Here is a 16147-nt window from a genome sequence, read left to right as displayed (position 1 = left end):
TATTGCTTTAATACGTGCAATTAAGTTGACCATGATGAAGGGCGGGATAATGCAAAAACTCATTAACTCAGTGCAGCACTATGCCTGGGGAAGTAAAAACGCGTTAACGGAACTCTATGGCGTCGCTAACCCTGACAACCAGCCAATGGCCGAGTTGTGGATGGGCGCGCACCCCAGGAGCAGCTCAAAAGTGCAGGACGCGCAGGGTAACCTTCACTCGCTTCGCGAGGTGATTGAACAGGACAAAGCAGGCTTGCTGGGCAGTGCAGTCGCCGAACGTTTTGGCGAGTTGCCCTTTTTGTTTAAAGTGCTGTGTGCCGCCCAGCCGCTGTCCATTCAGGTGCATCCGAACAAACAGGCCTCTGAAATCGGTTTTGCGAAAGAGAATGCCGCCGGTATTCCACTCGATGCGGCCGAGCGTAACTACAAAGACCCGAACCATAAACCGGAACTGGTCTTTGCACTGACGCCCTTCCTGGCGATGAACGCCTTCCGTCCGTTCTCCGAAATCGTCTCTCTGCTACAACCGGTGGCGGGCGCCAACCAGGCTATTGCTCATTTTCTGCAAGAACCCGGCGCGGAACGCCTGAGTCAACTGTTCGCCAGCCTGTTGAATTTAAAGGGTGATGAAAAATCGCGGGCGCTGGCGGTGCTGAAAGCGGCACTCAATAGCCAGCAGGGCGAACCGTGGGAAACCATTCGTGTCATTTCCGAGTTTTATCCTGATGACAGCGGCCTGTTCTCCCCGCTGCTGCTCAATGTGGTGAAACTTAATCCCGGTGAAGCGATGTTCCTGTTCGCCGAAACCCCGCATGCCTATCTTCAGGGGGTAGCGCTGGAGGTCATGGCCAACTCTGATAACGTACTGCGCGCAGGGCTGACGCCGAAATACATCGACATTCCGGAACTGGTCGCAAATGTGAAATTCACCCCCAAACCTGCCAGTGAATTACTGACCCAACCCGTAAAACAGGCTTCCAGCCTGGAATTTCCGATCCCGGTTGATGATTTTGCATTTTCGCTGCATGACCTCTCTACCACCGGTAGCGATGTGGCGCAGCAGAGCGCGGCTATCCTGTTTTGTGTGGAAGGCGAAGCCGTACTCAGCAAAGGGGATGAGACTCTGGCGCTCAAACCCGGCGAGTCGGCATTTATAAGTGCCAGCGAATCTCCTGTGACGGTAAGCGGCGTGGGTAGACTGGCGCGGGTCTACAATAAGCTCAACTAGTTACTGAACTTTTTAGCAAGGATTGCTAAGCTCTACAGAGCCTTTTCACATACCCAGGCGGATGATCCCGCCTGGTTTTATTTTTAGGGATAATAACGATGAAAAAAACGCTGGTTGCTGCCGGAGTGGTTATTGCGCTCGGGATCATCTGGACAGGTGGTGCCTGGTACACGGGGAAACAGCTTGAAAGCCGTCTGGGGGAGATGATCAGCCAGGCGAATGAACAGATTAAACGCACCGCGCCTGAGGCCAGCGTGGAGTTATCTTCTCAAAACTACCATCGGGGCCTGTTCAGCAGCCAGATGGAACTGGTGGTAAAACCGGTCGAGGGTAAGGAAAACCCATGGTTTAAGCCGGGCCAGACCATCGTACTGCATGAAAATATTGATCATGGTCCTTTCCCACTGGCGCAACTTAAAAAGCTGAACGTCATCCCGTCGATGGCATCGGTACATTCCACGCTCGTCAACAATGAGATGACGAAGCCGCTGTTTGATATCGCCAAAGGGCAATCGCCGTTCGTCGCAGAGACCCGCATCGCTTACAGTGGCGATACCCGTACGGATCTCACGCTGCGCCCGCTTAACTCGGAAAAAGAGGGCGAGAAAGTGGCCTTTAGCGGGGGTGAATTCCGCATCAGTTCCGATAAAGACGGCAATGCAATTACCGTCAGCGGCGAGGCGCAGAGCGCGCTGGTTGATACGGTTAACGAATACGGTCAGAAAATTCAGCTCTCCCTCAACAACCTTAAAACGGAAGGCACGACGCAACTTGCCAGCTTTAACGAGCGCGTTGGCAGCCAGAAAGTGACGCTGGACAAGCTGGCTATCTCTATTGAAAACAAAGAGATGGCGGTCATTGAAGGGATGAATCTGAACGGCAAATCTGAGGTCGCGAAAGATAACAAAACCATTAATAGCCAGCTCGACTACACCATTCAGAGTTTGAAAATCCAGAATCAGGAGATGGGCAGTGGCAACCTGACGCTGAAGATTGGCCAGATTGACGGCGAAGCCTGGCACCAGTTTAGCCAGCAGTATAACGCTCAGACACAGGCGTTGATGGCACAGCCAGATGTCATGAAAGACCCGGCGCTCTATCAGCAAAAAGCGGCGGAAGCCTTCTTTAATGCCTTCCCGTTGCTGTTAAAAGGTGAGCCTGTCATCACTATTGCTCCGCTGAGCTGGAAGAACAGCAAAGGCGAAACGGCATTCAACCTCTCCCTGTTCCTGAAAAATCCGGCCGCCGATACGGCTGTTAGCGCGCCGCCGCAGACGCTGGCCCAGGAAGTGGACAAAAATGTGAAGTCGCTGGACAGTAAGCTAACTATCCCGATGGATATGGCCGTTGAGTTTATGACTCAGGTTGCGAAGCTGGAAGGTTATCAACAGGATGAAGCAGCCAAACTGGCAAGCCAGCAGGTAAAAGGCCTGGCGGCAATGGGTCAGATGTTCCGTATTACGACACTCGAAAACAACACCATTGGCACCAGCCTGCAATACGCTAACGGTCAGGTAACACTGAACGGCGAGAAAATGCCGTTGGACGAATTTGTCGGCATGTTTGGCCTGCCTTCAATGCCACAGCAGGAAGATTCACCGGAAACGCCGGATGATCCGACCGCTCCTGTCGAACCTGCGGTGCCGCAGCAGTAACCCTAAAGCCCCTTACCCAAGGGGCTTTTTTTCAGCTATATGCGCCGCTCAACCGTTACGCTTGAAAAATAAAATCGATGCTACGACAAAAGTCGTAATTGTCCTTATTTACCTGGAACTGAAACCAATCACACACTTTTTTTGTGGCTAATGGCATACTATTTAACCTGTATGAATTCATACAGGAGGTCTATATGTATCGCTCCATATTAGTACCCATCGACATTTCCGAAAGCGAACTGACCCGACAAGTCATCCCGTATGTTCAGGCACACGCCGTTATTAATATTGCGAAAGTCCATTTTTTGACGGTTATCCCTTCTCATCCTTATTATTCAACGCTGGGACTGGCATATTCAGCAGCATTACCAAAATTAAAAGACCTGCAAGAAGAGGCGTTATCGCGGCTGAATGAAATCGTCAAAGCATTTAAAATTCCAATGGAAAAAGTGCAGACGCATGCTGTTACCGGGACGCCTAAGGATCAGATCCTCAAACTCGCGGATACCATTCAAGCGGATCTCATCATCATTGCTTCACACCGGCCAGATATGACCACCTATTTGTTAGGTTCAAATGCCGCAGCGGTGGTCCGCCACGCAAAATGCCCGGTGCTTGTTGTTCGTTAGTCTGCTGAATGGATAGAAATATAACGTCATGACTCCCCCTGTAATCGTTGCAGGGGGAGGTAAAAAATAGTGCCAACAGTCCACGGCCATTCTGACGTTTCCACGCGTAAAACTTCATCATAAATTCAATCTATTACCACTAATGCTAATGCGCTGCTGACATGTGGTATAATGTATCGCACTTTACTTAAAATAAGAGTGCGACCATGATTGATACCAACTTGCCATTAACTGATATTCATCGCCACCTGGACGGCAACATTCGGGCACAAACCATTCTCGATCTTGGCCGTGAGTTTAATCTTCCCCTTCCCGCGCAAACGCTTGAAACATTGCTGCCACACGTGCAGGTTACCGCCAACGAACCCGATCTGGTGAGTTTCCTTGCGAAGCTGGACTGGGGCGTAAAAGTGCTGGCCTCCCTTGATGCCTGCCGTCGCGTGGCTTATGAGAATATGGAAGACGCCGCACGCCAGGGTCTGCATTACGTTGAGCTGCGTTTCTCCCCTGGCTACATGGCGATGACGCACAATCTACCTGTCGCTGGCGTGGTTGAAGCGGTTATTGCCGGCGTGCGCGAAGGCAGCCAGGCGTTCGGTGTCGAGGCACGCCTGATTGGCATCATGAGCCGTACCTTTGGCGAAGCCGCGTGTTTACAGGAGCTTGAAGCGTTGCTGGCTCATCGTGAGAGCATCACAGCGCTGGATCTGGCGGGGGATGAACTGGGCTTTCCCGGTAGTCTGTTCCTGCCCCACTTTAACCGTGCGCGCGACGCAGGCTGGCATATCACCGTGCATGCAGGCGAAGCGGCTGGCCCGGAAAGCATCTGGCAGGCGATTCGCGAACTGGGCGCAGAGCGTATTGGTCACGGGGTCAAAGCAATTGAAGATCCGGCACTGATGGCATTTCTGGCCGAACAACGTATCGGTATCGAATCCTGCCTGACGTCCAATATCCAGACCAGCACCGTGCCGTCACTGGCACGGCATCCGCTGAAAACCTTCCTGGAGCATGGCGTGCTGGCCTCGATTAACACAGACGATCCGGCCGTGCAGGGTGTGGAGATTGGTCATGAGTATCAGATTGCCGCCCCAGCCGCCGGACTGAGCCGCGAACAGATTCGCCAGGCGCAAGTCAACGGTCTGGAAATCGCGTTTATCTCTGCGGCTGAAAAGCAGGCTCTCAAAGAAAAGGTTTTACAGGGATAAAAAAAAGCCGCTCATCTGAGCGGCTTTTTTATTCAGGTCAGATTAAGCGTCGAGCGATGTTTTGCCGACTCAATACCCAATTCGATAAGTTCCATTATCTGGATGGCCTGGCTTGCCGGAACCGGGTTTTCTCCCGCACCGTTTAACGCGTCACGAATAGCCGCATAATAGGCGGGATAGTTACCCGGCACCGTGAGCCAGGTTTCTTCAATACGGGCATCGCCATTGACTCGGGTTAATACCCCATCGCGCATATCGTATCCCCAGTCTTCCTGCGGCAGTTTTGCACCCGATTTCAGGCGCTCTTCCTGCGGATCGAGGCCAAACTTCACGTAGCTACCACGGGTACCGTGCACGATATAACGCGCTGATTCCGCCGCGGCCAGCATCGTGCCATGCAGAATAACTCTGCGCTGCGGGTAAGAGAGCACCGCATGGAAATAATCTGTCGCCTGTGCGCCTGGACGCAATTGCGCCAGATCCACCGTCAGCGAGACAGGCAGACCAAACAGATTGACGGCCTGATCCAGTAAATGCGGGGCCAGATCGTACCAGATACCGCTTCCCGGACCCGCCTGTTCACGCCAGCGGTTACGAATTTCCGGGCGATAACGGTCAAAGTGTGATTCAAAAAAGGTCACCTCACCTAACGCACCGTCGGCCAGCAAGGCTTTCAGCGTCAGGAAGTCACTATCCCAGCGCCGGTTATGAAACACAGACAGCACGCGGCCACAGCTTTTCGCCAGCGCATCCAGTTCCCTTGCTTGTGACAACGTCACGGTGAAGGGTTTATCCACGACCACATGCTTGCCCGCTTCCAGCGCGGCTTTGGCGAGTGGAAAATGGGTGTCGTTAGGCGTGGGGATGACGATTAAGTCGATTTTCGGATCATTAAATAGATGTTTCGGTTCTGATACGACCGACACTGCCGGCCAGTCCGCCTTCACTTTCGACTCATCGCTACTGGAGATTGCCGCCAGCTCCATTCCCGGCGTGCCGTCAATCAACGGCGCATGGAAGGTTTTACTGGCATAGCCGTAACCAATTAGTCCGACCCGGATATTGTCATTCATAAAGCGGCCTCTCGTTATTGGAGCGTGTATTTCACACCATCTCTCTTTCAGGGACAACAGCGACATATGCGTTTAAGGAATTTAACCGTGAAAACAGGGTTCCTCATGCAATTACTTTAATGATACGGAATTTTCCAAAAACAGGCGTCGGTCCCTTGTCGTCCGCTGTTCGCCCAGGTAACATCCCAAATCAGACCTAAGGGAGTTGTAGAGTTATGGCCACTATCATCAATCGGATTATTGAATTAACAGGCTGGGTTGTATTGGGTGTTTCGACCGTTCTTCTGGTGTTCGCCAGTCATATCGATAATTACCAGCCGCCGGAACAGAGTATCGTCGCGCAGAAAAAATAAAATGCGAAGCGAACGCAGGTATACCTAATTATGGTACTGCGTTGCGTATTGCCAGGCGTGGCGAAGAGCGCTAATCTTCTTGACGGGTGCCGTTCTGGCATCCATTTAACCTTAAAGAAAATTCTTAATTTCATGGCGATACATTCAGAGACAATTTACGTCCTGATAAGCCCGACTATTATTCGAACGAATTACCCACGAATGTATTAATGCCTTTTTATAACATGGATAACGCTAAAAATGACCGTTCAGGACTATTTATTAAAATTCCGCAAAATCAGTTCACTTGAAAGTCTGGAAAAATTGTTCGATCACCTTAACTACACACTGACCGACAACGAAGAAATCATTAACATGTATCGCGCCGCCGATCATCGCCGGGCTGAGCTGGTTTCCGGTGGCCGCCTGTTCGATATTGGCCGTGTACCCAAGTCCGTGTGGCATTACGTGCAATAACGCCACTGGCATCTGGCGCATAATGCTTTATACTCCTCGGCCGATAAATCAGTGACCGCCCGTGAGGAACAAGCATGATAACGACATCTGCAGAAAGAATCGGCGGCTGGCTGCTTGCGCCTTTAGCCTGGTTGCTGGTCGCGTTGTTGGGCCAGACGTTACGTCTCCTGGATGTCGCTAAAACTCAGGTTCCGCTGGTCATTGCCGCCATCGGTGTACGACCACTGGCGGAACTGTTGACCTGGTTTGCCTCTTTTGCCCTGGCGGCAGGCGTCTGGTATTACACGCTATGGCTGATTATCGCCTTTTTTAAACGCCGCCGTAGCGTCCTGAAACATATGATTATCTGGTTACTGATTAGCGTGCTGCTGGCTATGAAAGCTTTTGCCTTCTCCCCCGTATCGGACGATGTGGCGGTACGCGGGCTTTTATCGGCATTACTCGCAGCCGCGCTGATCGTGCCTTATTTCAAACGCTCACAGCGGGTCAAAGCGACCTTTGTGAACCCGTAATAACCTTACAGTTATCCTGTTGTCGCCCGGTGCTGTTTGACCGATAATAGGCGGCTTTTTTTATTTCAGGCCAAACAATGACAGACTATCTGCTGCTATTTATCGGAACCGTTCTGGTCAATAATTTCGTACTGGTGAAATTTCTTGGCCTGTGCCCGTTCATGGGGGTTTCGAAAAAGCTCGAAGCCGCGATGGGCATGGGGCTTGCCACAACTTTCGTTATTACGCTGGCGTCTATCTGCGCGTGGATTATCGATACCTGGCTGCTCATTCCGCTGGATCTCATCTATCTGCGTACGCTGGCGTTTATCCTGGTTATTGCCGTGGTGGTGCAGTTCACCGAAATGGTGGTGCGCAAAACCAGCCCGGCGCTGTATCGCCTGCTGGGGATTTTTCTGCCGCTTATCACCACTAACTGTGCGGTGCTGGGCGTGCCATTGCTGAATATCAACCTCGGGCATAATTTCCTGCAATCCGCGCTGTACGGTTTTTCCGCTGCCGTCGGGTTTTCTCTGGTCATGGTGCTGTTTGCCGCCATCCGTGAACGTCTTGTCGTCGCCGATGTGCCCGCACCGTTTCGCGGTAATGCGATTGCCCTCATTACCGCCGGTTTGATGTCTCTGGCCTTTATGGGCTTTAGTGGTCTGGTGAAGTTGTAATGAATGCAATCTGGATTGCCATCGCGGCCCTGAGCGTGCTCGGGTTGTTGTTTGGTGTCGTACTGGGATATGCCTCGCGTCGTTTCGCGGTAGAAGACGATCCCGTCGTTGAGAAAATTGACGATCTCTTGCCGCAGAGCCAGTGTGGGCAGTGCGGTTACCCTGGGTGCCGCCCTTATGCCGAGGCCGTTGGCCTACAGGGCGAGAAAATTAACCGCTGCGCACCCGGCGGTGAAGCGGTGATGCTGAAAATCGCCGAAATGTTAAATGTGGAGCCGCAGCCTATCGACGGTGACGTCGTCGTGCCCGAACCGGTACGCATGCTCGCCATTATTGATGAAGCGAACTGCATCGGCTGCACCAAATGTATTCAGGCCTGTCCGGTCGACGCCATTGTCGGCGCGACCCGCGCCATGCACACGGTAATGAGTGACCTCTGTACCGGCTGTAACCTCTGTGTGGATCCCTGCCCGACGCAGTGTATTGAACTGCGTCCAGTAGAGACAACCACCGCCAGTTGGAAATGGGACCTGCAGGCCATTCCCGTGCGCATTATTCCCGTGGAACAACATGCTTAAGTTATTTTCTGCTTTTCGCAAAGACAAACTGTGGGATTTCCACGGCGGTATCCATCCGCCGGAGATGAAAACACAGTCCAGTGGTACACCGCTGCGCCAGCTTCCGCTGGCGACGCGATTTGTTATACCGTTAAAACAGCATATCGGCGCTGAGGGTGAACTGTGCGTCAACGTGGGCGACAGCGTGCTTCGTGGTCAACCGCTGACCCGTGGTCGCGGGCGGATGTTGCCAGTCCACGCGCCAACCTCCGGTAATATTGTCGCCATTGCCCCTCACTCTACCGCGCATCCCTCTGCCCTGCCCGAACTGAGCGTCATTATTGAGGCTGACGGAGAAGATCGCTGGATTGAACGTGACGGCTGGAGCGATTATCGCTCTCGCGATCGCGACGCGCTGATTGAGCGTATACACCAGTTTGGCGTTGCCGGACTCGGTGGTGCAGGTTTCCCGACCGGCGCGAAGCTGAAAAGTGGCGGCGATCTTATCGAGACATTGATTATCAATGCCGCCGAGTGCGAACCCTATATCACCGCTGATGACCGCCTGATGCAGGACTGCGCCGCGCAGATAGTCGAAGGCGTGCGCATCCTGATGCATATTCTGCAACCGCGCCAGGTGCTGATCGGTATTGAAGATAACAAACCGCAGGCCATTTCCATGCTACGTGCGGTGCTGGCTGGTTCGCATGACATCCAGTTACGCGTCATCCCGACTAAATACCCGTCCGGCGGTGCAAAACAACTGACACAGATTCTGACCGGCAAGCAGGTTCCCCACGGTGGTCGTTCATCCGATATTGGCGTGCTGATGCAAAACGTCGGCACCGCTTATGCCATTAAGCGGGCCATTATCGACGGCGAACCTCTCACCGAACGTGTGGTAACACTGACCGGGGAGAGTGTCAGCAAACCAGGAAACGTCTGGGCACGACTCGGGACACCGGTGCGTCACTTGCTGGAACATGCCGGTTTTTGTCCCTCCGCTGAACAACTGGTCATCATGGGTGGGCCACTGATGGGCTTTACCCTGCCCTGGCTTGATGTTCCGGTGGTGAAAATTACCAACTGCCTGTTGGCGCCCTCGGCCACTGAAATGGGTGAGCAGCAGGAAGAGAAAGGCTGTATCCGCTGTAGCGCCTGTGCCGATGCCTGCCCGGCGGATCTGCTGCCGCAGCAGCTTTACTGGTTCAGTAAAGGCCAACAGCATGACAAAGCCACTGCGCACAATTTGTCCGATTGCATTGAGTGCGGTGCCTGTGCGTGGGTCTGCCCAAGTAATATCCCGCTGGTCCAGTATTTCCGTCAGGAAAAAGCCGAGATTTACGCCATTGCGCAGGAAGAAAAGCGCAACGCCGAAGCTAAAGCGCGCTTTGAGGCGCGTCAGGCGCGTCTGGAGCGGGAAAAAGCCGCCCGTGCTGAACGCCACAAAAAAGCCGCTGTCCAGCCTGCCGCAAAAGATCAGCAGGCAATTGACGCAGCCCTCGTCCGCGTGCGTGAAAAACAGACCACCAGCGCGCAACCCATCGTGATTCAGGCCGGAAGCGTACCGGATAATAGCGAGGTGATTGCCGCCCGCGAGGCGCGTAAGGCGCAGGCGCGCGCACGTCAGGCAGAAAAAGCGCAGCAACAAGATGTGCCGGAAAGTAACGCTGTCGCCAGCGAAGCTGTCGATCCGCGTAAAGCTGCCGTCGAAGCCGCTATCGCACGCGCTAAAGCCAAAAAATTACAGCAGCAAGGGGCCAGCGACGTTATTGTGCCGGTGGAAACCCCGGCCCCCGTCGCCGCTGAACCTGTCGACCTGCGCAAGGCTGCCGTTGAAGCCGCCATAGCCCGGGCAAAAGCCAAAAAATTACAGCAGCAAGGCGCCAGCGACGTCGTCGTGCCGGTGGAAAGCCCGGCCCCCGTTGCCGCTGAACCTGTCGATCCGCGTAAGGCAGCCGTCGAAGCCGCTATCGCGCGGGCAAAAGCCAAAAAATTGCAGCAGCAGGCCGCACCAGCCCCTGCCGCCAATGACGATCCCCGAAAGGCGGCCGTAGCGGCAGCTATCGCCCGGGTTCAGGCAAAAAAAGCCGCACAGCAAGCAGTTAACGAGGATTAAATGGTTTTCAGAATTGCCAGTTCCCCTTATACCCATAATCAGCGCCAGACATCGCGCATTATGCTGCTGGTCGTGCTTGCGACCCTGCCCGGTATTGCAGCACAACTTTGGTTCTTCGGCTGGGGAACGTTGTTGCAGATTATCCTTGCCTGCGGAAGTGCGCTGGCGGCAGAAGCGCTGGTATTACGGCTGCGTAAACAGCAAATCGGGGCCATCCTCGGGGACAACTCTGCCCTGTTGACCGGTTTACTGCTGGCAGTCAGCGTTCCGCCATTTACCCCCTGGTGGATGGTGGTGCTGGGCACGGTGTTCGCGGTTATCATTGCTAAACAACTCTATGGCGGCCTTGGGCATAACCCGTTTAACCCGGCAATGATCGGCTATGTGGTCCTGCTGATCTCCTTCCCGGTACAGATGACCAGTTGGTTACCGCCTTTTGAGATAGCCAAAACGGTTCCAGGCCTGATGGATGCCGTACAAATCATCTTCACTGGACATGCAGCCACCGGCCATACGATGGATAGCCTGCGGATGGGGATTGATGGCATCAGCCAGGCAACACCACTGGATACCTTTAAAACATCGCTTCATGCCGGGCATCCGGTCGATGAGATCCTCAAATCGGCCATTTACAGCGGCGTACTGGCGGGTGCGGGCTGGCAGTGGGTCAATCTGGGGTATCTGCTGGGCGGTATCTTCCTGCTGTGGCAGAAAACCATTCGCTGGCATATCCCGGTAGCCTTCCTGGTTTCGCTGACTGTCTGTTCAACGCTGGGCTGGATTTTCTCACCACAAAGTCTGGCGTCGCCGCAACTGCATCTGCTCTCGGGTGCCACTATGTTGGGCGCGTTTTTTATTCTGACCGACCCGGTTACCGCCTCGACAACCAATAAAGGCCGCCTGATTTTCGGCGCGCTTGCGGGATTACTGGTCTGGCTTATCCGTAGTTTTGGCGGTTATCCGGACGGCGTGGCCTTCGCCGTGCTGCTGGCAAACATTACCGTGCCATTAATTGATTACTTCACACGCCCACGCGTGTACGGACATCGTTAAGGAGTCGCCATGCTAGATACCATGCGTAAATACGGCATGACGTTGACGCTGTTCGCGGCGGCCTCAACCGGAATGACAGCAGCAATTCACCAGTTAACCAAATCCACCATTGCCGACCAGGCGGTGCAGCAGCAAAAGGCATTGTTTGGTCAGGTATTGCCTGGCGACATCTATAATAACGCCTTGCAGGAGAGCTGTTACGTGGTCGATGACCCGGCGCTTGGGAAAGGCAAACATAAAGTCTATATAGCCCGTAGAGACGATACGCCGGTGGCTGCGGTCATTGAAGCGACGGCACCCGACGGCTATTCCGGTGTTATTCAATTGCTGGTAGGCGCCGATTTTAACGGTACTATTCTTGGCACCCGCGTGACCGAGCATCACGAAACGCCGGGGCTGGGCGATAAAATAGAGTTGCGTATTTCTGACTGGATCACCCATTTCGCGGGCAAGAAAATCGCAGGGGCCACTGACCCGCACTGGGCAGTGAAGAAAGACGGTGGCGATTTTGATCAGTTCACCGGAGCGACCATCACCCCGCGAGCGGTGGTCAATGCGGTGAAACGCGCCGGATTGTACGCGCCCACGTTGCCCGCGCAACTTTCCAGTTTACCGACCTGTGGAGAGTAACCATGAGCGAAATTAAAGACATTATTGTCCAGGGGTTGTGGAAGAATAACTCCGCGCTGGTTCAGTTATTAGGTATGTGCCCGCTGTTGGCGGTGACCTCCACCGCGACCAATGCGCTGGGCCTTGGCCTTGCCACTACGCTTGTGCTGACGCTGACCAATTTTACGATTTCACTGGTACGTCACTGGACGCCATCTGAAATCCGAATTCCTATTTACGTAATGATCATCGCCTCCGTGGTGAGCATCGTCCAGATGCTGATTAACGCCTATGCCTACGGTTTGTATCAGTCGCTCGGTATCTTTATTCCGCTGATCGTCACCAACTGTATCGTGGTGGGGCGCGCGGAGGCGTTTGCTGCCAAAAAAAGCCCTGGCTTGTCTGCCCTTGATGGCTTTGCCATCGGCATGGGGGCAACCTGCACCATGTTTACACTAGGGTCGATTCGTGAAATCCTCGGCAACGGAACCTTATTTGACGGCGCGGATGGCTTGCTGGGCAACTGGGCGAAAGTTTTGCGTATTGAAGTGTTCCATACGGACTCGTCCTTCCTGCTGGCCATGCTGCCGCCGGGGGCATTTATCGGCCTTGGCATGCTGCTGGCTATTAAATATCTGATTGACGAGAGAACGAAGAAACGTCGCGCAGCGACCGTTGCCGACGAAACTGCCCACACGGTGCCCGGGAAGGCCTGATGAACAAAACAAAGCGACGGGAGATCCTCACCCGCCTGCGGGATGCCAATCCGCACCCGACGACAGAGCTTAACTTCAACTCACCCTTTGAACTGCTGATTGCGGTCCTGCTTTCTGCGCAGGCAACCGACGTCAGCGTGAACAAGGCAACAGCCCTGCTCTACCCGGTTGCCAATACCCCGCACGCCATGCTGGAGCTGGGTGTCGAGGGCGTCAAATCCTATATTAAGACCATTGGTCTGTTTAATACCAAAGCGGAAAACGTCATTAAAACCTGCCGTATTCTGGTGGAAAAACACGGCGGCGAAGTGCCCGAAGATCGTGCCGCGCTGGAAGCGCTACCGGGTGTGGGGCGCAAAACGGCCAATGTGGTGCTGAATACGGCATTTGGCTGGCCGACCATTGCTGTTGATACGCATATTTTTCGCGTCTGTAACCGCACCCACTTCGCGCCGGGGAAAAACGTTGAGCAGGTTGAGGAAAAGCTGCTGAGCGTCGTCCCGGCGGAATTTAAGGTCGATTGTCATCACTGGCTGATTTTGCATGGCCGCTATACCTGCATCGCCCGTAAGCCACGCTGCGGCTCCTGCATTATCGAAGACTTATGCGAATTCGAGAGCAAAACCGAGCTCTGAATTCGCTTTACTCAGAACGGTCTAAAAACAACCAGCAAAATGATGACTGCCACGGCCACAATGACGATGGTCGTGGCGCGTGGCACCATCCCCGGCACCTTCGTGATTTCACCGCCAGCAAGGCGACGTAAGGTTGCGGATAACATTCCGTGAATACCTGACAGCAACACCACCAGCACCAGTTTGAGAATCAACCACAGATGCGGTATCTGCCCGTGTGCCAGCACCATCGCCAGCCCCATCACCCACAGCACGATCATCGCCGGGGTCGTGACTTTACGACTCCAGTTGCGCACAAATGCCGCCAGCGCTGTCGCCGTCGGTGCATTTTTGCCCACCGCCTGTGCACACCAGGCCGCAGCCGTGGCCATGACAAAAATTCCACCAATCCAGATGATCGCCGCGATGATATGTAGTGCGTTAAGCCACGAATGCACGTTCATGAAATGACTCCAAAGAATTGCGTAAGAAGGAATTTGACAGTATCGCGTAACACTGTCATCGACTTGCTCATTTATAGGAAAAACATTGATCTACTGCATTCTGATGTACAAGGCAATAGGCGTGAGTAATGGATTCTGCTGTTCATACTTAGCTATAAGCAAAAATGCATACCTGTAATGTTTTCTTGTTAACGCGCTTTATACGGCATAACTCGCATTTTTATCATATTATCTGTTGCTTATTAGCTTTTAATCAGAGCCAATGTTTTTTTATGACAAAAAAATTCTACAGATGTGTGATTTTTATCACATTGATGCAAGGGTGTTAAAAAAAGGATCTTTAGCTGAACGAAAACAAGGTCAGAGAGTGTCACGCAGGGTTTAAACCAACACATAAGACCATTAATTATAATCAGACCAGGCTGATAAACTGCCGTTACCGCTTAACAGCAGAAGATATCACCTTTGACCAAATTTTACCGGCCTGCATTAGTGAAAAAAACTGCCATTAATTACCCTGCAAAATTTAACTCTAAATAACATTTCCACCGCTGGATTATAATATCGCTAAAGATAAATGTAACAGATCATTACAAAAGTCTTGCCTCGAATCCCAGGATCAGGAACATTACCCGCCGTTTTCCCTCCCGCAATAATTATAAGCGCGATGAATACTGGGCATCGCGTCTCGAATCACCCCATTAATATGGGATGTAAAAAAAGAGGTCTATGTGTCAACTGCAAACAAACCAACCGAAAGTGTGAGTCTGAACGCTTTCAAACAACCTAAAGCGTTCTATTTGATCTTCTCCATCGAGCTGTGGGAGCGTTTCGGCTTCTATGGTCTGCAGGGGATCATGGCTGTCTACCTGGTTAAACAACTGGGTATGTCCGAAGCGGACTCCATTACCCTGTTTTCCTCTTTTAGCGCGCTGGTTTACGGTCTTGTCGCTATTGGCGGCTGGCTGGGCGATAAAGTTCTGGGGACAAAGCGCGTTATCATGCTGGGGGCCATTGTGCTGGCCATCGGTTACGCACTGGTAGCGTGGTCTGGTCACGATGCCAGTATCGTGTATATGGGTATGGCGGCGATCGCCGTCGGTAATGGTCTGTTTAAAGCCAACCCGTCTTCCCTGCTCTCCACCTGCTACGCAAAAGATGACCCGCGTCTCGACGGTGCATTCACCATGTATTACATGGCCGTTAACGTTGGTTCTTTCTTCTCTATGCTGGCTACCCCGTGGCTGGCTGCAGAGTTTGGCTGGAGCACCGCGTTTGCCCTGAGCGTCGTCGGCCTGCTGATCACCATCGTGAACTTCGCGTTCTGCAAGCGTTGGGTCAAAAACTACGGTTCTAAACCTGACTTCGAGCCGGTTCGTATGGGCTACCTGCTGGCGACCATCGTCGGCGTTGCTATCCTGATTACCATCGCCACATGGCTGCTGCATAACCAGGGCATCGCACGTATGGTGCTGGGTGTGGTTGCACTGTGCATCGTGTGCCTTTTCGCAAAAGAGACATTTGCTCTGCAGGGCGCGGCGCGTCGTAAAATGATCGTCGCTTTCATTCTGATGCTGCAGGCCATTGTCTTCTTCGTCTTGTACAGCCAGATGCCGACATCGCTGAACTTCTTCGCCATTCGTAACGTTGAACATACGCTGCTGGGTATCACGTTCGAACCGGAGCAGTTCCAGGCGCTGAACCCGTTCTGGATTATCATTGGTAGCCCGATCCTGGCTGCTATCTATAACAAAATGGGCGATACCCTGCCGATGCCGTATAAGTTTGCCATCGGTATGGTGCTGTGTTCAGGTGCATTCCTGATCCTGCCGCTGGGCGCGAAGTTCGCGTCTGATGCCGGTATCGTCTCCGTAAACTGGCTGGTTGCGAGCTACGGGCTGCAGAGTATCGGTGAGCTGATGATTTCCGGTTTGGGCCTCGCCATGGTGGCACAGCTCGTTCCACAGCGTCTGATGGGCTTTATCATGGGTAGCTGGTTCCTGACGACCGCCGGTGCGAACATCATCGCAGGCTACGTCGCAAACCAGATGGCTATCCCGGAAAACGTCACTGACCCACTGATGTCACTTAATGTCTACGGTCACGTCTTCCTGCAAATCGGTATTGTGACTGCTGTTATCGCCGCGCTGATGATCCTCGCCGCGCCGAAACTGAACCGCATGACCCAGAGTGATGATAGCGATAAAGCCGCGAAAGCGTCGGAAACCGCGACAGCATAAGA

The 16147-nt window shown here is 53.2% G+C and carries 17 protein-coding genes; 15 read left to right on the top strand and 2 right to left on the bottom strand.

Features of this window, described 5'->3' with window-relative positions:
• Window positions 1-49 precede the first annotated feature (49 nt).
• The 4 genes from manA (at window position 50) to add (ending at window position 4720) form a co-directional block, all read left to right on the top strand.
• The gene (manA, locus tag ABU190_RS11525; protein WP_354691355.1) at window positions 50-1228 is read left to right on the top strand and encodes a mannose-6-phosphate isomerase; all 1179 of its coding nucleotides are present in this window, start codon (window positions 50-52) and stop codon (window positions 1226-1228) included.
• Window positions 1229-1326: 98 nt separating this feature from the next.
• A complete protein-coding gene (locus ABU190_RS11520) occupies window positions 1327-2883 on the top strand; it encodes a YdgA family protein (protein WP_354691354.1) in 1557 nt (518 codons plus the stop codon).
• A gap of 194 nt (window positions 2884-3077) precedes the next feature.
• A complete protein-coding gene (gene uspF, locus ABU190_RS11515) occupies window positions 3078-3512 on the top strand; it encodes a universal stress protein UspF (protein WP_041851529.1) in 435 nt (144 codons plus the stop codon).
• 206 nt (window positions 3513-3718) lie between these two features.
• Window positions 3719-4720 carry an adenosine deaminase gene (gene add, locus ABU190_RS11510; RefSeq protein ID WP_354691353.1) on the top strand — a complete coding sequence of 334 codons (1002 nt, stop codon included), beginning with the start codon at window positions 3719-3721 and terminating at the stop codon, window positions 4718-4720.
• Between the two features lie 32 nt (window positions 4721-4752).
• On the opposite strand, the gene ABU190_RS11505 is transcribed toward add, so the two are convergent.
• Window positions 4753-5793 (bottom strand): oxidoreductase, encoded by a 1041-nt coding sequence (locus tag ABU190_RS11505; protein ID WP_041851531.1) that lies wholly within the window; start codon window positions 5791-5793, stop codon window positions 4753-4755.
• A gap of 227 nt (window positions 5794-6020) precedes the next feature.
• Between ABU190_RS11505 and blr the strand changes: the two genes are divergently transcribed.
• The 10 genes from blr (at window position 6021) to nth (ending at window position 13462) form a co-directional block, all read left to right on the top strand.
• Window positions 6021-6146, top strand: coding sequence for a division septum protein Blr (blr, locus tag ABU190_RS11500; protein WP_169040077.1), 126 nt, complete (start codon window positions 6021-6023; stop codon window positions 6144-6146).
• A gap of 240 nt (window positions 6147-6386) precedes the next feature.
• Window positions 6387-6602, top strand: a complete 216-nt coding sequence (ydgT, locus tag ABU190_RS11495; RefSeq protein WP_041851533.1) for a transcription modulator YdgT — start codon at window positions 6387-6389, stop codon at window positions 6600-6602.
• Window positions 6603-6676: 74 nt separating this feature from the next.
• Entirely contained in the window at window positions 6677-7114 is a 438-nt protein-coding gene (locus ABU190_RS11490; protein ID WP_354691352.1) for a DUF2569 domain-containing protein, read from the top strand.
• A gap of 77 nt (window positions 7115-7191) precedes the next feature.
• Window positions 7192-7773 (top strand): electron transport complex subunit RsxA, encoded by a 582-nt coding sequence (rsxA, locus tag ABU190_RS11485; RefSeq protein WP_041851535.1) that lies wholly within the window; start codon window positions 7192-7194, stop codon window positions 7771-7773.
• A complete protein-coding gene (gene rsxB, locus ABU190_RS11480) occupies window positions 7773-8351 on the top strand; it encodes an electron transport complex subunit RsxB (RefSeq protein WP_041851536.1) in 579 nt (192 codons plus the stop codon). Before rsxA ends, rsxB begins: the two co-directional genes overlap by 1 nt.
• Window positions 8344-10449 (top strand): electron transport complex subunit RsxC, encoded by a 2106-nt coding sequence (gene rsxC, locus ABU190_RS11475; protein ID WP_354691351.1) that lies wholly within the window; start codon window positions 8344-8346, stop codon window positions 10447-10449. Before rsxB ends, rsxC begins: the two co-directional genes overlap by 8 nt.
• Window positions 10450-11502: an electron transport complex subunit RsxD gene (gene rsxD / locus ABU190_RS11470; protein ID WP_125124442.1), complete on the top strand. Its 1053-nt coding sequence runs from the start codon at window positions 10450-10452 to the stop codon at window positions 11500-11502.
• 9 nt (window positions 11503-11511) lie between these two features.
• A complete protein-coding gene (gene rsxG, locus ABU190_RS11465) occupies window positions 11512-12132 on the top strand; it encodes an electron transport complex subunit RsxG (protein ID WP_354691350.1) in 621 nt (206 codons plus the stop codon).
• Between the two features lie 2 nt (window positions 12133-12134).
• Window positions 12135-12827 (top strand): electron transport complex subunit E, encoded by a 693-nt coding sequence (locus ABU190_RS11460; protein ID WP_041851540.1) that lies wholly within the window; start codon window positions 12135-12137, stop codon window positions 12825-12827.
• Window positions 12827-13462, top strand: coding sequence for an endonuclease III (gene nth / locus ABU190_RS11455; protein WP_041851541.1), 636 nt, complete (start codon window positions 12827-12829; stop codon window positions 13460-13462). Before ABU190_RS11460 ends, nth begins: the two co-directional genes overlap by 1 nt.
• Before the next feature lie 11 nt (window positions 13463-13473).
• Here nth and ABU190_RS11450 read toward each other — a convergent pair whose 3' ends face one another.
• Window positions 13474-13905 (bottom strand): CopD family protein, encoded by a 432-nt coding sequence (locus ABU190_RS11450; RefSeq protein WP_354691349.1) that lies wholly within the window; start codon window positions 13903-13905, stop codon window positions 13474-13476.
• 731 nt (window positions 13906-14636) lie between these two features.
• Between ABU190_RS11450 and dtpA the strand changes: the two genes are divergently transcribed.
• Window positions 14637-16145, top strand: coding sequence for a dipeptide/tripeptide permease DtpA (dtpA, locus tag ABU190_RS11445; RefSeq protein WP_354691348.1), 1509 nt, complete (start codon window positions 14637-14639; stop codon window positions 16143-16145).
• Window positions 16146-16147 lie beyond the last annotated feature (2 nt).

Source organism: Phytobacter sp. RSE-02, assembly GCF_040578655.1.
GTDB classification, from domain to species: Bacteria; Pseudomonadota; Gammaproteobacteria; order Enterobacterales; family Enterobacteriaceae; genus Phytobacter; species Phytobacter diazotrophicus.
The sequence above is the reverse complement of the archived record's forward strand: the minus strand, read 5'-3'. Positions and strand labels throughout refer to the sequence as shown.